The organism is Streptomyces sp. NPDC049627 (assembly GCF_044465645.1).
In the GTDB taxonomy this organism is placed as follows: domain Bacteria; phylum Actinomycetota; class Actinomycetes; order Streptomycetales; family Streptomycetaceae; genus Streptomyces.
Window position 1 is genome coordinate 400501 of the sequence record NZ_JBITLW010000002.1, and the last position, 18965, is coordinate 419465.

Consider the following 18965-nt stretch of genomic DNA (forward strand, 5'->3'; position numbering starts at 1 on the left):
GGAGGGACCCAAATGGTGGGGAGCCGATCTTGGGGTCCCCGGTAGGCTTGGGGGAAGTTTCACGTGAAACACGCCCCCCGATCCGCGAAGACTGGATGAACGACGATGCATCGGTACAGGTCCCACACCTGCGGCGAGCTCCGCTCCTCTGACGTCGGCACCGACGTCCGGCTGAGTGGCTGGCTGCACAATCGGCGCGACCTGGGCGGCATCCTCTTCATCGATCTGCGCGATCACTACGGCATCACGCAGCTCGTCGCCCGTCCCGGCACGCCGGCGTACGAGGCCCTCGACAAGCTCTCCAAGGAATCGACCGTCCGCGTCGACGGCAAGGTCGTCTCCCGCGGCGCCGAGAACATCAACCCCGACCTGCCCACCGGCGAGATCGAGGTCGAGGTCGGCGAGGTCGAGCTGCTCGGCGCGGCCGCCCCGCTCCCCTTCACGATCAACACCGAGGACGGGGTCAACGAGGAGCGGCGCCTGGAGTACCGCTTCCTGGACCTGCGCCGCGAGCGCATGCACAAGAACATCATGCTGCGTACGGCGGTCATCTCGGCGATCCGCCACAAGATGACGGCGCTGGGCTTCAACGAGATGGCGACGCCGATCCTGTCCGCGACCTCCCCCGAGGGCGCCCGCGACTTCGTCGTTCCCTCCCGTCTGCACCCGGGCAAGTTCTACGCCCTGCCGCAGGCCCCGCAGCAGTTCAAGCAGCTGCTGATGATCTCCGGCTTCGACCGCTACTTCCAGATCGCGCCCTGCTTCCGTGACGAGGACGCGCGCGCCGACCGCTCGCCGGGCGAGTTCTACCAGCTCGACGTCGAGATGAGCTTCGTCGAGCAGGAGGACGTGTTCCGCCCGATCGAGCAGCTCATGACCGAGCTGTTCGAGGAGTTCGGGGGCGGCCGCCACGTCACGTCCCCCTTCCCGCGGATCCCGTTCCGCGAGGCGATGCTGAAGTACGGCTCCGACAAGCCGGACCTGCGCGCCCAGCTGGAACTCGTCGACATCACCGACATCTTCGAGGGCTCGGAGTTCAAGGCGTTCGCGGGCAAGCACGTGCGTGCGCTGCCCGTGCCGGCCGTCCAGGACCAGCCCCGCAAGTTCTTCGACCAGCTCGGCGAGTTCGCGATCTCGCTGGGCGCCAAGGGCCTGGCCTGGGTCCGTGTCGCCGAGGACGGCTCGCTGACCGGCCCGATCGCCAAGTTCCTCACCGAGGAGAACATCAAGGTCCTCACCGAGCGCCTCGGCCTGGAGGCCGGTCACGCCGTGTTCTTCGGCGCGGGCGAGTTCGACGAGGTCTCGAAGATCATGGGCGCGGTCCGCGTCGAGGCCGCCAAGCGGGCCGGCCACTTCGAGGAGGGCGTCTTCCGGTTCTGCTGGATCGTCGACTTCCCGATGTACGAGAAGGACGAGGAGACCGGCGCGATCGACTTCTCGCACAACCCGTTCTCCATGCCGCAGGGCGGACTGGAGGCTCTGGAGACCCAGGACCCGCTGGACATCCTGGGCTGGCAGTACGACATCGTCTGCAACGGCGTCGAGCTGTCCTCCGGCGCGATCCGGAACCACGAGCCGGAGATCATGCTCAAGGCCTTCGAGATCGCGGGCTACGACCGGGAGACCGTCGAGGAGAAGTTCGCCGGCATGCTGCGCGCCTTCCGCTTCGGCGCCCCGCCGCACGGTGGCATCGCGCCGGGCGTCGACCGCATCGTGATGCTGCTCGCCGACGAGCCGAACATCCGCGAGACCATCGCCTTCCCGCTCAACGGCAACGCCCAGGACCTGATGATGGGCGCGCCGACGGAGCTGGAGGAGGCGCGGCTGAAGGAGCTGCACCTGTCGGTGCGCAAGCCGCAGCCGAAGTAGGACGAAGCAGGAGGGGTGGCCCGGAACCGGCGTCGGTTCCGGGCCACTTTCGTACGCAGGGCTTTTACCCAGCTCTCACCCACGTTCCTGACAGGTGCCGTCCCTAGGTTCCCTGCCCATGACGGGAAACCAGACGGCCGAAGGGCCGAAACACAAAAGGGATCTGACGCGGCGCAAGGTCATGGCGGCCGGCGCGGGCGCGGCGGTCGCGGTAGGTGTGGGCGGCACCCTCACGGCGGGCGCGTTCGCGGATGAGACGAGCGGGGCCGCGTCCGCGGGCGCCACCGCGTCGAGCAGCTCGTCGAGCGCCGAGGCCTGCTACAGGCTGACCTCCGAGACGACCGAGGGCCCCTACTACATCGACGCGGACAAGCTCCGCCAGGACGTGACCGAGGACCAGGAGGGCATCCCGCTCACCCTCCGCCTCAAGGTGATCGACTCAGAGACCTGCAAGCCCATCAAGAACGCCGCGGTCGACATCTGGCACTGCAACGCGCTGGGCGTGTACTCGGGCTACGAGGACATGGGCAGTGGTGGCGGAGGCGGGGGTGGCACCCCGCCGTCCGGTGAGCCGACGGGCGAGCCCCCGTCCGGTGAGCCGACGGGTGCGCCGGGCGGCGGAGGCGGCGTGCACCAGGAGCCGACGGACGACGAGCGGTATCTGCGCGGCACGTGGAAGACGGACAGGAACGGCCAGGTGGTCTTCCGGACGGTCTTCCCGGGCTGGTACCAGGGACGCTGCGTCCATATCCACACCAAGGTGCATGTGAACGGTACGTGGACGGACGCCGGTTACGAGGGCGGGAACACCTGCCACACCGGTCAGCTCTTCTTCGACGAGAAGAGCGTGCTGGCCTCCGCCGAGGTCGAGCCGTACTCCACCAACACCACCACGCGCACCACGCTCGACGAGGACACCATCTACCCGGGCAACGGGACCGAGGGCGGCCTGCTGAAGCTCACGTACAGGAAGAACGACATCGCCAAGGGCGTCGTCGCCACGCTCACGATGGGCGTCGATCTGGAGGCGACGAACACCGGCAGCTGAGAGCGAGGGCGTGCGTGCGAAGGACGTACCCGTACGCACGCCCTTCGCACGCGGCCAGTGGGTCAGGACAGCGACTTGTAGCCGCTCCAGCCCGTCGCGATCTGCGCCCGCGAGCCGAACGACCCCTTCCCGTCTCCGCTGTTGCGCCACAGGTTGCCGCTGGTGTCGCGGGAGACGAGGTCCGGACGGCCGTCGTCGGTGATGTCGCCGACGCCGACGACGGCGTTGTAGGAGCCGCCCCAGTCGGCGAACAGCTTCACGCGGGCGGCGAAGGTGCCGTCGCCCTTGCCGTCGTAGCGCCAGAGGGTGTTCGCCGTGTCCTGGGCGAGGAGGTCGGGCCGGCCGTCGCCGGTGATGTCACCGACGCCGACGATCTTCTTGTAGCCCTTCCAGTTGTCGTAGAGCTTCACGCGGGAGGACAGCTTGCCGTCGCTGGTGCCCTTGTAGAGGTAGACCGTTCCGGTGGAGGAGTTCCTGGCGATCAGGTCGGGCCGGCCGTCGCCGCTCACGTCGCCGGGCGAGGTGAGGACGTTGTACTGCGTCCAGCCGCTGGTCGCGAGGGTCGTGTACGACGTCGACGGCTTGACCGCCGCCCCGCAGCCCGGCTTGTACAGCCGCAGGGCACCGCTGCTGTAGCGCACGAGGACGTCGTTGCAGCGGTCGCCGCTCAGGTCGCCGAAGGGGACGGCCGTGATGGTCGTCGCCCAGCCGGTGCCCGTGTACTTGTCGCCGAACCTGCCCGTCCCCGTCCCGCTGTGGAAGGTGAGCCCGCCCGAGGAGTTGAGGGTCAGCAGGTCGCCGCGGCCGTCGACGCCGTCGGGGCTGACGTGGTCGTGGCGGACCGCGGAGCCGCGGGTCAGGAAGCCGTCGCCGGACGTCACCGTGACCGGGGTGTTGGTGCCCAGGCCGGTGGCCTTGAGGGTCCACTTGAACGCGCCGTTGGGGAAGTAGGTCCCGCTCGCCGTCTTGCCGTTCCAGCTCACGCCCACCCGTTCCGGGGTGGCCCCGCCGGTGAGGGTGCGGGTGGTCCTGCCGGTCGCGCCGCTCTGGACGGAAGTGAAGGTGAGCGACCAGGAGGTCACCGGGCGGGACAGCACCCAGTTGCCCTGGAAGACGGTCGCCGGGTCCACATAGCTCGTGGCCGACGACTTGACGGCCGTCACCGCGGACGGCGTGATGCCGGTGGTGGTGACGTGGGTGCGCTCGTAGTCGTCGAACCAGGCGACCAGGCCGGTGTACTCGTCGACCGTCCAGCGGTAACGGCGGTCCGCGGTCAGGCCCTTGTCGGCCAGGCCGGAGGCGACCGTGCGGGTGGTGCCGGTGGCCGCCTCGGTGAGGACCAGGGTGCCGGTGGCGTGGTCGTGGCGGACGGTGAAGCCGTCGCCGAGGAGCACGTCACCCGGGGTGACCGCCGTCGACGTACCGGCCTTGGTGTCGTACACGCCCGCCGAGTCCGTCCCGCACGCCCAGTAGACCCAGCGGCCCGCCGCCTGCAGTTCGCTCGGCACGCAGGCCAGGCCCGGGACGGTCACCGTGGCGAGCGTCTTCGCCAGCGGGATGCTGTACGAGGTGAGCGTGCCGGCGGTGGTGGTGGCGCTCCAGAGGGTGGAGCCGTTCAGGGCGGCGGCGCGCACGGACCGCTTCAGCTTCTGGCCCTGGCCGAACTCGCCGACGTACTGCGCCGGTGAGGCGCCGCCGGAGTTGTAGACGGCGTAGTCGTCGGCGGCGTCGACGATCGAGCCGCCCGTGGTGCCGAACTCCAGCTCATGGCCGCCGATGGCGACGATCCGGTCCCAGTACTGCTCGGTGCCGTCGTTGGACTTGGTGAGGTAGGCGTCCTGGCCGTCGAGGTTCCCCCACATCACCGAGCAGGTGGTGCCCTGGTACGGGCAGACGGGGGCGTACACCGAGCCGCTGTCGGTGGCGTCGGACGCGGTGAGCTCGGTGGAGCCGTTCGTGGTGAGGGTGCGCACGCCCGTCGTGGTGGTGCCGGCCTCGGCGACGCGCAGGCGGCCGCGGCTGAGGACGATGCCCGTCTTGGCGTTCTCCAGCGCCGGGGCCTGCTGGACCTTCTCCAGCTTCAGCGTGCCGTCCTCGGCCTGGCTCACCCGCTGCACCCACCAGTCGGTGGCGCCGGTGCCGCCGGAGACCAGAGCGCTTCCGTCACCGGCCGCCAGCGCGTACTCGCCGGCGCTCGTCAGCAGGGTCTGCTGCACCGAGGGGTCGGTGACCTTGACCGCGACGAGCTTCGAACCGAGGTCGCTGGAGGACAGCGGCAGCAGCAGCCAGTCGCCGACCAGGACCGGGTCGCCGTCGAGCGCGCCCGGGTTCGACGGCAGCGTGACGACCTGCTCGGGGGCGGTGAGATCGGTACGGGACTTCAGGTGCAGTTCGGCGGTGCCGTTGTAGTACCAGCCGACGCGGTCCGCGCTCATCAGGAACGTCGAGTTGGTGGTGGCGCCCGCGAAGACGTTGGTGCTCACGGCCGACTCGATGTCGATGTAGTGGAGCGAGCCGTAGGTGCTGTTCTGCACGAGCACACCTGAGGGGTCCGCAGCGAGGACGCCTTCGCTCCCCACGCTCACCGCGTCCCCGGTCACCTTGCGGGTGCGCCACTCGCCGTCGACCTTGTCGATCAGGGAGTTGGTGGTGACGATCGTGTCACCGGCCAGCGCCCGGTAGTAGCCCTGGCCGTACTGGACGGAGCCGTTCCAGGTCACCTTCCTGGACGTGGCCGTCGCGGGGTCCCAGAGGGTGGCGTACGCGTCGCCTGCCGTGTCCGGCAGGGCGACCAGGTCGCTGTCCGAGCCGTACCAGCCGATACGGCACTCGGAGCCGATGGTCGTGCAGCCGGTGCCCGGGGTGTAGACGCCGGCCGCGTTCTCCACGGTCACGGTCCTGCCGGTCCCGTACTCCGTCCACAGCAGTCCGGTCCTGCCCGTCTGCCGGTGCAGGAAGCCGCTGTCGCCCGCGCTGTACGGGCGGTCGGTGCGTGGTGTGGTGGAGCTGGGGGCGACCAGTGTGATCGCGGTGGTCCCGGCCTCGGCCGCCTCCGCGGAGCCGCCGCCCTCCGACAGGACGACGACGGACGCGGTCGCGACGGCGACCGCGAGCGAAGAGACGGCGACGGCGAGACCGCCCCGTCTCAGGGCGTGTCTGCCCACGTGTGGTTCCCTCCCCTACGAGGGCCCGTGCCCTCGCACAAGTGGCCGGATCTTATCAACGCCACGGCGTGGTCACTCCTCCGCGGGCGGCCTGAGCGCCTCCTCCTCCAGCAGCCGCTCGGCGATGTCGTCCGCCCACGCCCGGACCCACCGGCGCAGGTCCGGGACCGACTCGCCGGCGAGGCCCCGTGCGGTGAACTCCCGGTCGTCGAGCAGTTCCGTCGCCTCCAGGCGGGCCTGGAGGTCGGCCGGGTCGAACTCGTCCCAGGCATGGCGGCGGCCCAGTTCCTCCAGGTCGGGGAAGCTCCAGTGGGCCGCGGCGGTGTAGACGTCGGTCAGGTCGCGGGCCGTGCCGCGGTCGGTGAGGGCGCGGACCTTGGTGCCGATGAGGTCTTCCAGGGAGAGGGCCGGGCCGAGGGCGGTCGGCACGGGCGGATGCCAGAGGGATTCCTTCAGCAGGTCGACCGGGTGCTCCTCCATACCGTCCGCGCCGGAGACGAGGAGGCGGGCGGAGAGCGGGTCCGTCTCCAGAGGGCGTACCAGCCAGCCGCGGTCCATGAGGCCGGTGCCGACCACCGCGGCGATGCGGTCCATGGGCTCGGGGGTCTCGGTGGCCACTTCCAGCGGTCCCTCCATGGCACCCTCCCGCGAGGCCCGAGGCATCAGACCGTGGGCCCGGACCGCGTACCCGCCGGCCAGGACGAGCGGGTAGGGGGCGCCGATCGTGAGGACGTCGGTCAGGAGGTGGCGGCGAAGCGGGATCATCGTCCGCCGATTATGGCGGCGCCGCCGAGGCGTGTGACCTCGGCGGCGCCGGACGGGCGGGCTACTTCGCCACGAACTGCGTAAGGATCGCCTGCACCTCGTAGATGTCCACGCCCTTGGTGAACGTCTTCTCGATCGGCGTCGCCGACCCCGAGAGCCAGATCTTCAGCTCGGCATCCAGGTCGAAGGTGCCGGCGGTCTCCACCGCGAAGTGCGTGATGCTGCGGTAGGGGATGGAGTGGTACTCCACCTTCTTGCCGGTGATGCCCTGCTTGTCGACCAGGATCAGACGGCGGTCGGTGAACAGGATGGTGTCGCGTATCAGCAGGTACGCGGCGTGCACCTGCTCACCGTGGCCCAGCAGGCGCGCGTAGTCCTGCTGCGCCTGCCCCTGGTCGATGGTGTGCGCGTTCCCGAACAGTGCCATGGATGGATCCCCCCACTTGATGGCCTTGCGTGATCTTCGCAATGTATAGCGCCCCGGGGGTGTCCAGGCATAGAGGCGTAAACGATCAGGTGTCGTACGAACCGTCCCAGGGTGCGCCGAAGCCGAGGTGGTCCGGGTAGAGCTCGGCCCAGGGCTCGCCCTCGTCCTCACCGGTCACCAACCCGAACAGCACGCCGTCGACGGTGAGCTGGAAAGGGCGGACCGCGATGTCCGTGTACGTACGCCGGGGCAGGCTGCGCAGCAGGGTCGCGAGGTGGGCCCGGGCTCGGGCGAGGACCGAGTCGGGGCCGTGCGGGGCGCGTTGCTGCTCGGCCCAGGTGCCCGCGCACCAGATCTCCGAGTCGCGGTAGCTGCCCTCGGCGTCGAAGGTGTGCAGGACCGCGTACAGGCGTTTGTGCTCTTCCCAGCCGTGGTCGAGGCGGAAGCCCTTGGGGAAGCCGTAGGTGACCGACCCCAGGAACTGCCCGTCCGCATACAGACCGATCGCCTCGGTACGGCCGCGCGGCTCGTAGGCGATCGGGATGACCTCAGGGACTGCCATGGCGGAACCATACGGAGGTGCCGGGGGCATGGTGGCGCCGGGGCGCCCCTGAAACCAGCCGACGGGCCAATTTCCGCCGCTCTCCCACGACTTGATCACCGATCCGTCGAAAACTTCACGGCAACCCTGAGGACGCCCCTGACGCTCTGTGCCGGTCAGCCGCGGCGGCGCCACCAGCGGCGGGGGCGTTCGGCGGGTGCGGGTGCGGAGGAGGTCGGCGTGGTGGTGTCGGGTGCCTCTCGGACGGACTCCCGGATGTGGTCGAACCTCGCCACGGGGTGGTGGCCGAAGCCGTGGTCGTCGGCCGGGAGGATCACGCCCGCGCAGACCAGTTTGAAGCTGTCTCCCCCCTGGGAGAGGCTCAGGAAGACCGGGGCGCCGACGAAGCCCTCGGGGAGTTCGCCGCCCCAGCGCACGGTGCCGTCCGCGGCCCGGGCGAGGGCGCCGACCGCGACCGCCTGGTGCCGTTCCCCGTCCTCGCCCACGTCGTGACCGAGGGCAAACGCCGGCGTCGGGTCGGCGCCGATGCGGACGATGTCCCCCGTGCGGGCCGCGATGCCGTCGGTTATCTCGTCGGTGGTCCAGCGCCAGCCCTTGCGTTCGGCATACGCGTGCAGACCTGCGGCGGGCTGCACGGCCACGCCGAGGCCGTCGAGGTGGATCCAGCCGTCGGAGAAGTCCGTCATCATGAGCTTGTCGGCCGTGGGGGCCGGATCGCCCAGCTGGGTGCGGAGCGTCACCTCGGCGAGGTCCATGCGGGTCGCTTCGGCGGCCGTGACCAGATACTGCCGGACCAGGTCGGTGTCGCCGTCGTGGCCCACCAGGTCGTTGAACCAGAAGGCCGTCGCATACGGCCCCGGACGGTGGGCGTGCTGGAAGGGCAGGGTCGCGCGGGCGGCATGGCCGAGGATCGCGTCGACGGTGGCCTGTTCGAGGCCTGGCAGTTCGGACATGAGCAGGGAGCCTAACCGGCCGAAGCGGCCTTGGCTCCGTGGATTTCCCGCATCTCCGTCACACATCCGCGGCGCTCGGCGTCAGGGAGGCAGTGGACCCGCCGCACGGCACCGGCCGTGCGGCATCGACCCCAGCCGACCAGGAGTTCCTCATGCAGATCGCCCATGTCGTCGTCACCGTCGTCGCCGCCCTGATGGCCGGTTTCTCCGGTGCCGTCCTGCTCCTGCGCGCCCAGTGGATCGTGCAGGCGCTCCAGGACTACGGCGTGCCCCGGTCGTGGTGGACGTGGCTGGGGCTGGCGAAGGCCGCGGGGGCCGTCGGGCTGGTGGCCGGGCTGTTCGTGCCGGTGATCGGGGTGCTGGCCGGGGTGGGGCTGGTGCTCTACTTCCTCGGGGCGGCCGTGACCGTCGCCAGGGCCCGGTGGTACGCGCACCTTCCGTTCCCGCTCGTCTATGCGGCACCCGTCGTCGGTGCCCTGGCTCTCGCGTACGCGAGCTGACCGGCGGACGCCCGCTACGCCGCCTCGCCGCCGAAGCGCTCCTTGTACGTCTGGAGGTCCTCGTCCGTGAGCTTGGCGAAGAGGACCGGCGGGACGGTGAAGGGGGTGCCGGCGGCGACGGCGGTGAGGGACTTGGCCTCGTCCGCGCTCACCCACGTCGCCGTGTCGTCCTTCAGGGAGAACGCCTGGCGCATGGCCGCCGCCGTCGTCGGGATGAAGGGCTCCGAGACCACCGCGTAGAGGTGGATCAGGTTCATCGCCGTGCGCAGGGTCAGCGCCGCGCCGTCCTTGTCGGTCTTGATTTCCAGCCAGGGGGCCTTCTCCTCCAGGTAGGAGTTGCCGGCCGACCACAGGGCGCGCAGGGCGGCGGCCGCCTTGCGGAACTGGAGGGCCTCCATGTGGCCCTCGTACTCGGCGAGCAGCTCGGCGATCTGCTCGCCCAGCTTCGCCTCCGCCTCGCCGGGCTCGCCGCCCGCCGGGACCTCCTCGCCGAAGCGCTTCTTCGAGAAGGACAGGACGCGGTTGACGAAGTTGCCGAGGGTGTCGGCGAGGTCCTTGTTGACCGTGGCGGTGAAGTGCTCCCAGGTGAAGGACGAGTCGTCCGACTCGGGGGCGTTGGCGATCAGGAAGTAGCGCCAGTAGTCCGCCGGGAGGATCTCCAGGGCCTGGTCGGTGAAGACGCCGCGCTTCTGGGACGTGGAGAACTTTCCGCCGTAGTACGTCAGCCAGTTGAAGGCCTTGACGAAGTCGACCTTCTTCCACGGCTCGCGGATGCCGAGCTCGGTGGCCGGGAACATCACGGTGTGGAAGGGGACGTTGTCCTTCGCCATGAACTGCGTGTAGCGGACCTCGTCGTCGACGTCGTACCACCACGACTTCCAGTCGCGGTTCTCCGGGTCCTGGTCGGACCACTCCTTGGTCGAGCCGAGGTACTCGATCGGGGCGTCGAACCAGACGTAGAACACCTTGCCCTCGGCTGCCAGCTCCGGCCACGTGTCCGCCGGGACGGGGACGCCCCAGTCCAGGTCACGGGTGATGGCGCGGTCGTGCAGGCCCTCGGTCAGCCACTTGTGGGCGATGGAGGACGCCAGGTGCGGCCATACGCCGTCGTGGCGGGCCACCCACTCCATGACCTCGCGCTGGAGCTTGGACTGCAGGAGGAAGAGGTGCTTGGTCTCGCGGACCTCCAGGTCGGTGGAGCCGGAGATCGCCGAGCGCGGGTTGATCAGGTCGGTGGGGTCGAGTACGCGCGTGCAGTTCTCGCACTGGTCGCCGCGGGCCTTGTCGTAGCCGCAGTGGGGGCAGGTGCCCTCGACGTAGCGGTCCGGCAGGAAACGGCCGTCGGTCGGGGAGTACACCTGGCGGATGGCGCGCTCTTCGATGAAGCCGTTCTCGTGCAGCTTGCGGGCGAAGTGCTGGGTGATCTCGACGTTCTGGGCGCTGGAGCTGCGGCCGAAGTAGTCGAAGGCCAGCGCGAAGCCGTCGTAGACCGCCTTCTGGGCGTCGTGCGCCTGGGCGCAGAAGTCCGCCACGGGGAGGCCCTGCTCCTTGGCGGCCAGCTCGGCCGGGGTGCCGTGTTCGTCCGTCGCGCAGATGTAGAGGACGTCGTGGCCGCGCTGGCGGAGGTACCGGGAGTACACGTCCGCCGGGAGCATGGACCCCACCATGTTGCCCAGGTGCTTGATTCCGTTGATGTACGGAAGGGCGCTGGTGATGAGGTGTCGAGCCATCGCGGGCTGCTCCCAGGTCGGGGTTGTTTTACGAACCTCGAAATGGTAGCCGACATGGGTGGGCCGCCCGCTTCCCGTTCTGCGGTGTGGGAAGGGGCGGCCCGGAGTGAGCTCGTGGGGGGGGGAGGTGGGAGGGGGGTTACGGGCGCCAGTCGATCAGTACGCCGTCGTAGAGCTCCGCGTCCGTGAGCTCCAGGGGGGTCGGGCCGGCGTGGAAGAAGGCCGTGTTGTCGGTCTTCAGCTTGCGGAGATAGTCGAAGGCCTTGTTGTCGTGGTCGCCGAACGCGACGAAGGAGAAGAACACCGAGGGGTGGGACTTCGCGGCGTCGGTGAGGGCCTGGGTGGCCGGGGTCTTGGCGTCGGGGGCGCCGTCCGTCTGGAAGACGACGAGGGCGGGGGCGCCGGGGGTTTTGGCGGCCACGTTCTTGTCGTAGTGGGTGAGGACGGCTTCCACGGCGGCGTGGTAGCTGGTACGGCCCATGCGGCCGAGGCCCGCGTGAGCGGTGTCGACGGCGTTCTCGGGGGAGGCCGGGGTGAGGTCGGTGGTGCCGTCGACCTCGGTGGAGAAGAAGACGACGTGAACGGAGGTGTCCGGGGCGTCGGGGTCCAGGTGCTCGGCGAGGGCGAGGGTCTGGTCGGCGAGGGCCTGGGCGGAGCCGTCCTTGTAGTACGGGCGCATGCTCGCGGAGCGGTCGAGGACGAGGTAGACCTTGGCGCGGGCGGAGGTGAGGCCGGCCTTGGCGAGGGCGGTGACCGCGGGGTTGCCTTCGGCGGGGGCCGGTGCGGGTGCGGGTGCGGGTGCGGGGGGTGCGGTCTCGGCCTCGGCTTCGCCTTCGGCCGGGTTGTTCCCACCCGCACCACCCGTGCTGCTTTCGTCGTCGGCTGCGAGTGGCCCCTGTGGGGCTTCCTCGCCGTCGGCGGCTGCGGGTGCGTCGTGGGGTTCGGCGGCAGTCGGCTCCGTGACCTGCTCGGGAGCGGGTTCCTCGGCGACGGGCTCCGCCTCCGCGACCACAGGCGCTTCCGCGACCGGCTCCTCGGCAGCCGGCGTCTCGTCGGCGACCGGGTTCTCCTCGGCGGGCGTCTCGGTGACCGGCTCCTCGGCCGCAGGCGTTTCCGCGGCAGGCTCCTCGGTGACCGGGGCCTCCGCCACGGGTTCCTCGACAGCCGGGTTCTCCTCGGCGGGCGTCTCGGTGACCGGCTCCTCGGCCGCAGGCGCTTCCGCGACGGGCTCCTCCGCGACGGGCTCCTCGGCGACCGGGTTCTCCTCGGCGGGCGTCTCGGCGACCGGCTCCTCGGCCGCAGGCTCCTCCGCGGCAGGCTCCTCGGTGACCGGCGTCTCCGCCATGGGTTCCTCGGCAGTCGGCGTCTCGGCGACCTGCTCCTCGGCCGCAGGCGTTTCCGCGGTCGTCGGCTCCACCGGGCCTGCCGGCTTCGGCACTGTGACGTTGTCGAACGCTGCTGAGACCAGCTCGTGCTCGTCCGCCTCCGTCTCCGTCTCCGTGCGCGGTTCCGGGACCTGGGCCGTGGGGGCCGGCTGGGGTTCCGGGGACGGGGAGGGGACCGCCGGCTGAGGGGTCTGCTGCGGTTCCGGCGAAGGAGTCGCACCCTCTGCTTCGGCGGTACGCCCCTTGCGTGACCGGCCGAATGCGTTCCGCAGGAGAGTGAGAATGCCCATGTGCGCAACCCTTCGCGTGAGTTGATGCCCGTAGATCCCTGGCCAGGACGGACACGTAAGGTTAGCGGCCCGAGATGGCGATCTTGGGGAGGGGCGGGCACAAGGGCCCCGGTCCGTCAAGGGCGCATCGCGTCGAGTCGGGCGGTCGGCAGCGATCCCCGGATCAACTTCCGTACGGCTACCTCTGGTTCACCCCTGGTTCATCCCGTCGCCCCGCTCCCGCACAGACGTGCCCCTACCGTCCCCCACGCTGCACTCAAGGGGAAGCAAAGGGGAGAACAAGAACACCATGCGCATACCGCTGCCGATCATCAGAACCAACAGTGACTCGCACTCCGGTGGGCGTTCTGCCCTGACTTGCCGGTTCCGGTGCGGTGACGCCTGTTTCCACGAGGTGCCCAACACCTCCACGAACGAGTACGTCGGTGACGTCATCGCCGACGCCCTCAGCCGCCGTACGACGCTGCGCGCCGCCGCGGTCGTCAGCGCGGCCGCCGCCGTGGGCGCCACCGCCACCGTCGCCGCGCCGAAGGCCGACGCCGCCGAGGCCGGGGCCGCCGGGGCTGCTGAGGCCGAGCGGACCGGTGGCACCTTCTCCCGGGGTGCGCGCGGGCTCCGGTTCGCGCCCGTCGCCCCGAACACCGACGACGCGGTGACCGTCGCGGACGGATACGCGCAGAACATCGTCATCCGCTGGGGCGAGCCCATCCTGCGCGGTGCCCCCGCCTTCGACCCGGACAACCAGACCGGCGCGTCGCAGTCCCAGCAGTTCGGGTACAACAACGACTTCCTCGCCCTGCTCCCGCTGCCGGGCGAGCGGGGCCGGCAGATCCTCGTCGCCAACCATGAGTACACCGACGAGGTGCTCATGTTCCGCGGGTACGACGCCGCCAACCCGACCAGGCAGCAGGTCGAGGTCGCGTGGGCCGCCCACGGGCTCTCCGCCGTCGTGGTGGAGGGGGACCGCAGGAGTGGGAAGCTGACCGCCGTGCCGCGGCACCCGCTCAACCGGCGCGTCACCGCCACCACCGAGTTCAAGGTCACCGGGCCCGCCGCGGGCTCCGACCTGCTGAAGACCTCCGCCGACCCGACCGGCACCAAGGTCCTCGGCACGCTCAACAACTGCTCCGGTGGCGTCACGCCGTGGGGCACCACGCTGCACGGTGAAGAGAACTTCAACCAGTACTTCGCCAACGCGACCCGTACCACCGACAAGCGGTACGGGCTGGGGACGGGGGCCTCCGAGCGCAAGTGGGAGCGGTTCGACAAGCGGTTCGATGTCGCGCAGGAGCCGAACGAGCCGCACCGCTTCGGGTACGTCGTCGAGCTCGACCCGTACGACCCGACCTCCACGCCGCGCAAGCACACCGCCGTCGGCCGCTTCAAGCACGAGGGCGCGACCGTGCGGCTGACCGACGACGGGCGGCCCGTCGTCTACTCCGGTGACGACGAGCGCTTCGACTACTTCTACAAGTTCGTCAGCAGCAAGCGGATGAGGAAGGGGACGTCGCGGGCGGTGCGGGAGCACAATCTCTCGCTGCTCGACGAGGGGACGCTGTACGTCGCCAAGCTCACCGGTGACTCCCCCGCCATCGAGATCGACGGCACCGGCAAGCTGCCCTCCGACGGCGAGTTCGACGGCAGCGGCGAGTGGATCCCGCTGGCCACCGCCACCTGCGACGGCGCCGTCTCGCACGTCGAGGGGATGACCGCCGAGGAGGTCTTCGTCTTCACCCGTCTCGCCGGGGACAAGGTCGGCGCCACCAAGATGGACCGGCCCGAGGACATCGAGCCGAACCCGCACACCGGCAAGGTGTACGTCGCCCTCACCAACAACTCCAAGCGCGGCACGACCGGCAACGCCGGCGTCGACGAGGCCAACCCGCGCGTCAGCAACAAGCACGGCCAGATCCTGGAGCTGACCGAGCGCTGGAACCGCGCCGACAGCAAGAAGTTCGCCTGGAAGCTGTTCCTGGTGGCGGGCGACCCGAACGACCCGGCCACCTACTTCGCCGGGTACCCGAAGGACCAGGTCTCCCCGATCTCCTGCCCGGACAACGTCGCCTTCGACTCGTACGGCAACCTGTGGATCTCCACCGACGGCAACCAGCTCGGCTCCCACGACGGCCTCTTCGGCGTCGCTACGCGCGGTGACCGGCGCGGTGAGCTCAAGCAGTTCCTGACGATGCCGAAGGGCGCGGAGACCTGCGGGCCCGTCATCCAGGACCGCCGGGTGCTGGTCTCCGTGCAGCACCCGGGCGAGATCGACGGCGCGACGGCCGAGAAGCCGCTGAGCGACTGGCCCGAGGGTCCCGGCCAGATCAACCGTCCGGCGGTCGTGGCGGTGTGGCGCAAGGACGGCTGCGACATCGGCGTCTGATCGCGGGTGCCGTTACGGGAGTGCTGGGACCGGCGGCTGACGCTCGCCGTCGCGTTCCAGCCACTCCCGGTAGGCGGGGGCGTGCCGGGCCGTCTCCCAGTACGCCTCCTCCAGCGCGGGGTAGACGCCGTCCAGCTCCGTCTCCGTACGGGCCGCGAGGAGCAGGCGTACACCGAGCGGGTCGCCGTGCAGGCGGCGTACGGCCATGGTGGGGGTGTCGGGGTGGGTCGGCTGGCAGACGGTGACCACCTCGCCGGTCGCCACCAGCGCGTCGGCCGTGTAGTAGTCGCCGTGCAGGACATGGGGGTTGACGCCGGCCGCGCGGAACATCCGCTGCACGGCGTCCCACTCGCCGTCGACCGTGGGGTCGACCATCCAGCGGTCGTCGGCGAGATCCCGCAGGTGGACCTCGGTCTTCGCCGCGGCGGGGTGGTCGGCGGGCAGGGACACGAACTGCGGTTCGCGCTCCATCAGCACGCGCAGGCGGAGTTCCGGCGGGATGCGCAGCGGACAGCCCTCCACCTCGTGCACGAAGGCCACGTCCAGCTGGCCGTCGGCGACCATGCGCAGCAGGGCGTTCGGGGAGACGTTCATGTGCAGGGTCGGGTCCTGGCCGTGGCCGCGCAGCCGGCGCAGCCAGCCCGCCAGGGCCTTGCTGGCCGTCGAGCCGACGCGCAGCTGGGGGCCGCCCACCGCGGCGGCCCTCGCCTCGGCGACCAGGGCGCGCATATCGGCCACCAGCGGGCGGGCCCGGCTGAGGACCAGACGGCCGAGCGGGGTGGGACGGCAGCCGGATCTCGCGCGCAGGAACAGCGCGCCGCCCAGTTCCTGCTCGATTCTCCGCAGTTGCGTGCTGAGCGACGGCTGGGCGACGCCCAGTTGGCGGGCGGCCCGGTGCAGACTGCCGGTGTCGGCTATGGCGCACAGCGCGCGGAGGTGTCGCACCTCGAGGTCCATGCCCTCGGAGACTAAAGCGGAAGCACAGGTTTCACCAGCCTCACAAATCCCCTCGGATGGCCGCCAATTGGGGCCCCGATAGGGCAGTGCTATCACCGGTTGCCATCATCACAGCCGAGCCACGGGCGCCGACACTCGCCTTGACGACTCACCCCCCACCTAGGAGTCATCGATGCGTGTGTCCTTTTCCCTGTCCGCCCGTTCGGCGGTGGCAGTCGGTCTCGGTGTCGCGGCCCTCGGCTTCGGCACGGTCGCCCCGGCGACGGCGGCACCGGCCCCTGCCCAGGCCGGCTACGTCGCCAAGTCGGCCGAGTCCGACGCCAGTCGGGCCTTCTTCCAGGCCGTCCTGAAGTCGGTCGCCGAGAAGCGCGCCGCGAACCCGAAGGCCGCGGCCGTCACCGTGACCTACGACGCGTCGGCCGCGCCCACGTTCAGCGCGCAGATAGCCCGCAGCACCCAGATATGGAACAGCGCGGTGTCGAACGTCAAGCTGCAGGAGGGGTCGAACGCCGACTTCACCTACCGCGAGGGCAACGACTCGCGTGGCTCCTACGCCTCGACCGACGGTCACGGCAAGGGGTACATCTTCCTCGACTACCAGCAGAACAAGGAGTACGACTCCACTCGCGTCACCGCGCACGAGACGGGGCATGTGCTGGGGCTGCCGGACCACTACGAGGGGCCGTGCAGCGAGCTGATGTCGGGCGGCGGCCCGGGCCCGTCCTGTACGAACTCCAACCCGGACGCCAATGAGCGGGCCAAGGTCGAGCAGCTGTGGGCCAACGGGTTCGCCGCCGCTATGGACAAGGCTCTGCACAAGGTCAACCGCTAGCGCCACCCCCCACACGGTGCGGCCGCCCTCCTGCACGGGGCGGTCGCACCCTTTTGTTCGCCCAAGAGCTCGGGTGGTCCCTCTTGGTGTGCGGGTGCGGGTTGTCTGTGGCTGGTCGCGCAGTTCCCCGCGCCCCTGAAGGTCGGCTCAGTGCGGGGACGCGATGGCGCGTGCTGCCGCTACCTCTTGTCGTAGGGGCTCCAGGACGCTGTCCGCCGGGCCCGTGAGGTCGGTGCGGACCGCGTACAGGGTTTCCGCCTCCCTCACGCCGGTCGCCAGCTCCCTCAGCTGACGCGCCACCTGGGTCACCTCGGCCGCGGAAGGCCGAGCCGCTCCGTACTTCACCTGTACCCGTGCCGCTGTCGTCGCGTCGACGATGCGTTCCACGGCGACGACCAGGGGCCACCATGCCGCCGCGCGGCGGCCGGTGGGCGGGGGTTCGGTCAGGGCGCGCTGGAATTCCGTGCGGATGGTGGAGAGGTTGCGGTACAGGCGGCGGCGCATGCGGGCCCGGGCCGGGGGGTCCACGGAGGCGGGGCCGAAGGCGGCCTCCAGGTAGCGCGCCGTGTCCTCGACCGCGTCCGCGAGCCGGTCGCCGACTCGCGTGTGCCAGCTCTCCGGCCACAGCAGGTACCCGGCGACGAGGGCGATCGCGCAGCCCAGCAGGGAGTCGACGAGGCGGGGCAGCAGGAGTGCGGTGCCCTCGCGGTTCAGGACGTCGGAGAGGAGGAGGATCACGGGGGTGATGGCGGCCGTCTGGTAGCCGTAGCCGCGGGGCGTGAGCGCCGGGATCAGGGGGGCGAGAAGGAGCAGCGCCGGTACGTCCGCCCAGCCGCGCGGCACCTGGGAGAGCACCGCCGCCGCGATCACCAGGCCCGCGACCGTGCCGAGGGCCCGCAGCAGGGCGCGGGAGAAGACCGAGCCGAAGTCGGGCTTGAGGACGAAGGTGATGGTGAGGGCGACCCAGTACGAGCGCGGGACCGGGATCAGGGAGACCAGCGCTTGCGCCAGTCCGATGCACAGGGCCAGCCGCAGGCCGTAGCGCCAGGAGGCGGCGGAGAGGGCGACGTTCCGGGCGGCGCGGGCGGCCCGGATGCCGAGTGCGGCCGGGCGGCCGAGGCGGTCGTCGATGCCGCGGGGATCGACGTCCGGGGCGGCGACGACCTCGGCGGCGTGGCGCAGGGCGTGGTCGAGGGCGCGGGTCGTTTCGGTGGTGGGGTCGGGGAGCGTGAGCACTGTCGGGCCCGGGTGGCCGGTCTCGACGGCGGAGGCGAGGTGCCGTACGGCTTCCGGGAGCTCGGGCGGGAGGGGGGTGCCGCTGAGGTGGGCGGCGGGGGCGGCCTCCACGACCGGGGTGATGGCGTTCAACTGGGCGAGCAGCCGGGCGAGTTCGGGGCTGCGGCCGTGGTGGCGGGCACGGTGCGCGAGAACGGTGTCGTACGACTGGTTGAGGGACTGGGTGACGGCGTGGCGGGCGTCGTCGTACGCCAGGGTGCCACCGCCGACGGCCGCCAGCAGCTCGGCGACCGCCCGGTAGGTGTCCGCGACCGCCGTGCGCTCCGGCACTCCCGACCGCAGCGGCCAGGCGAGCAGCGCGAGGACCAGGACGAGCAGCCCGCCGCCGGACATCAGCAGCGGAGCGAGCCACCACTCGCCCGGCATCGGCAGTCCCGCCCCGACCACGCAGGTCAGCAGCAGCACCAGCCCCGACACGGAGGCGACCGCGCCGATCGTCGAGATCATCCCGGAGACCAGCGCGACACCGGTGACGGCGGCGACGGCCACCCAGCCGTGGCCGTACACCAGGGTGCCGAGGGTGATGCCGACGGCGCCGAAGAGCTGGGGGATCGCGATGGTGGGGATGCGGACGCGGTACGCGGCGGCGGTGTCGCTGAGGACGCCGTTGAGGGCACCCATGGAGGCGAGGGCGCCGTAGTCGGGACGGCCGACGGCGAGGCCGATGGCCAGGGGGAGAGCCATTGCGATCCCGGCGCGGACCACGGCCGGCCGGTTGACCGGGGCCGGCTGCGCCCGGAGGTTCCGCACCAGCCAGTCGGGGGGCGTGAGGCCGATGGGGAACTCGCGGGGCATGCGCCCCATTAT

General features: G+C 70.8%; 14 protein-coding genes. 5 read left to right on the plus strand and 9 right to left on the minus strand.

Going from position 1 to position 18965, the window contains the following annotated elements; all coding sequences use genetic code 11:
• The first annotated feature begins 105 nt into the window (after positions 1-105).
• The gene (aspS, locus tag ACIBU0_RS06785) at positions 106-1869 is read left to right on the plus strand and encodes an aspartate--tRNA ligase (RefSeq protein ID WP_398812693.1); all 1764 of its coding nucleotides are present in this window, start codon (positions 106-108) and stop codon (positions 1867-1869) included.
• Positions 1870-1987: 118 nt separating this feature from the next.
• Positions 1988-2917, plus strand: coding sequence for an intradiol ring-cleavage dioxygenase (locus ACIBU0_RS06790; protein ID WP_398812697.1), 930 nt, complete (start codon positions 1988-1990; stop codon positions 2915-2917).
• Positions 2918-2979: 62 nt separating this feature from the next.
• On the opposite strand, the gene ACIBU0_RS06795 is transcribed toward ACIBU0_RS06790, so the two are convergent.
• The 5 genes from ACIBU0_RS06795 to ACIBU0_RS06815 all read right to left on the minus strand — a co-directional run bounded on the left by ACIBU0_RS06795 (position 2980) and on the right by ACIBU0_RS06815 (position 8788).
• The gene (locus ACIBU0_RS06795) at positions 2980-6081 is read right to left on the minus strand and encodes an FG-GAP repeat domain-containing protein (protein WP_398812699.1); all 3102 of its coding nucleotides are present in this window, start codon (positions 6079-6081) and stop codon (positions 2980-2982) included.
• Between the two features lie 72 nt (positions 6082-6153).
• On the minus strand, positions 6154-6846 hold the full coding sequence (locus tag ACIBU0_RS06800) for a nucleotidyl transferase AbiEii/AbiGii toxin family protein (protein ID WP_398812701.1): 693 nt from the start codon (positions 6844-6846) through the stop codon (positions 6154-6156).
• 61 nt (positions 6847-6907) lie between these two features.
• Entirely contained in the window at positions 6908-7273 is a 366-nt protein-coding gene (locus ACIBU0_RS06805) for a PH domain-containing protein (protein WP_062721349.1), read from the minus strand.
• A gap of 85 nt (positions 7274-7358) precedes the next feature.
• Positions 7359-7835, minus strand: coding sequence for a hypothetical protein (locus ACIBU0_RS06810; RefSeq protein ID WP_398812704.1), 477 nt, complete (start codon positions 7833-7835; stop codon positions 7359-7361).
• A 155-nt stretch (positions 7836-7990) separates the two neighbouring features.
• Positions 7991-8788 carry a hypothetical protein gene (locus ACIBU0_RS06815; RefSeq protein ID WP_398812707.1) on the minus strand — a complete coding sequence of 266 codons (798 nt, stop codon included), beginning with the start codon at positions 8786-8788 and terminating at the stop codon, positions 7991-7993.
• Between the two features lie 152 nt (positions 8789-8940).
• Between ACIBU0_RS06815 and ACIBU0_RS06820 the strand changes: the two genes are divergently transcribed.
• Entirely contained in the window at positions 8941-9288 is a 348-nt protein-coding gene (locus tag ACIBU0_RS06820) for a DoxX family protein (RefSeq protein WP_398812710.1), read from the plus strand.
• A gap of 14 nt (positions 9289-9302) precedes the next feature.
• On the opposite strand, the gene metG is transcribed toward ACIBU0_RS06820, so the two are convergent.
• Together metG and ACIBU0_RS06830 are read right to left on the minus strand one after the other, a co-directional pair.
• Complete coding sequence (gene metG, locus ACIBU0_RS06825) at positions 9303-11018, minus strand: methionine--tRNA ligase (RefSeq protein ID WP_398812712.1); 1716 nt, start codon at positions 11016-11018, stop codon at positions 9303-9305.
• A 139-nt stretch (positions 11019-11157) separates the two neighbouring features.
• Positions 11158-12693: a VWA domain-containing protein gene (locus ACIBU0_RS06830; protein WP_398812715.1), complete on the minus strand. Its 1536-nt coding sequence runs from the start codon at positions 12691-12693 to the stop codon at positions 11158-11160.
• A gap of 289 nt (positions 12694-12982) precedes the next feature.
• On the opposite strand from ACIBU0_RS06830, the gene ACIBU0_RS06835 reads away from it, so the two are divergent.
• A complete protein-coding gene (locus ACIBU0_RS06835) occupies positions 12983-15073 on the plus strand; it encodes a PhoX family protein (RefSeq protein WP_398812718.1) in 2091 nt (696 codons plus the stop codon).
• A gap of 12 nt (positions 15074-15085) precedes the next feature.
• Here ACIBU0_RS06835 and ACIBU0_RS06840 read toward each other — a convergent pair whose 3' ends face one another.
• Positions 15086-16030 (minus strand): LysR family transcriptional regulator, encoded by a 945-nt coding sequence (locus ACIBU0_RS06840; protein ID WP_398812721.1) that lies wholly within the window; start codon positions 16028-16030, stop codon positions 15086-15088.
• A 172-nt stretch (positions 16031-16202) separates the two neighbouring features.
• Between ACIBU0_RS06840 and snpA the strand changes: the two genes are divergently transcribed.
• On the plus strand, positions 16203-16862 hold the full coding sequence (gene snpA, locus ACIBU0_RS06845) for a snapalysin (RefSeq protein WP_398812723.1): 660 nt from the start codon (positions 16203-16205) through the stop codon (positions 16860-16862).
• A gap of 147 nt (positions 16863-17009) precedes the next feature.
• Here snpA and ACIBU0_RS06850 read toward each other — a convergent pair whose 3' ends face one another.
• Entirely contained in the window at positions 17010-18953 is a 1944-nt protein-coding gene (locus tag ACIBU0_RS06850; protein ID WP_398812725.1) for an FUSC family protein, read from the minus strand.
• Positions 18954-18965 lie beyond the last annotated feature (12 nt).

Bases quoted from the DNA above. Each gene is read 5' to 3' on its own strand.
- ACIBU0_RS06810 (WP_398812704.1), bottom strand. From the start codon at position 7,835: ATGGCAGTCCCTGAGGTCATCCCGATCGCCTACGAGCCGCGCGGCCGT.
- ACIBU0_RS06830 (WP_398812715.1), bottom strand. From the start codon at position 12,693: ATGGGCATTCTCACTCTCCTGCGGAACGCATTCGGCCGGTCACGCAAG.
- ACIBU0_RS06835 (WP_398812718.1), top strand. From the start codon at position 12,983: ATGCGCATACCGCTGCCGATCATCAGAACCAACAGTGACTCGCACTCC.
- ACIBU0_RS06790 (WP_398812697.1), top strand. From the start codon at position 1,988: ATGACGGGAAACCAGACGGCCGAAGGGCCGAAACACAAAAGGGATCTG.
- aspS (WP_398812693.1), top strand. From the start codon at position 106: ATGCATCGGTACAGGTCCCACACCTGCGGCGAGCTCCGCTCCTCTGAC.
- ACIBU0_RS06820 (WP_398812710.1), top strand. From the start codon at position 8,941: ATGCAGATCGCCCATGTCGTCGTCACCGTCGTCGCCGCCCTGATGGCC.
- ACIBU0_RS06805 (WP_062721349.1), bottom strand. From the start codon at position 7,273: ATGGCACTGTTCGGGAACGCGCACACCATCGACCAGGGGCAGGCGCAG.
- ACIBU0_RS06840 (WP_398812721.1), bottom strand. From the start codon at position 16,030: ATGGACCTCGAGGTGCGACACCTCCGCGCGCTGTGCGCCATAGCCGAC.
- ACIBU0_RS06850 (WP_398812725.1), bottom strand. From the start codon at position 18,953: ATGCCCCGCGAGTTCCCCATCGGCCTCACGCCCCCCGACTGGCTGGTG.
- ACIBU0_RS06815 (WP_398812707.1), bottom strand. From the start codon at position 8,788: ATGTCCGAACTGCCAGGCCTCGAACAGGCCACCGTCGACGCGATCCTC.
- snpA (WP_398812723.1), top strand. From the start codon at position 16,203: ATGCGTGTGTCCTTTTCCCTGTCCGCCCGTTCGGCGGTGGCAGTCGGT.
- metG (WP_398812712.1), bottom strand. From the start codon at position 11,018: ATGGCTCGACACCTCATCACCAGCGCCCTTCCGTACATCAACGGAATC.
- ACIBU0_RS06800 (WP_398812701.1), bottom strand. From the start codon at position 6,846: ATGATCCCGCTTCGCCGCCACCTCCTGACCGACGTCCTCACGATCGGC.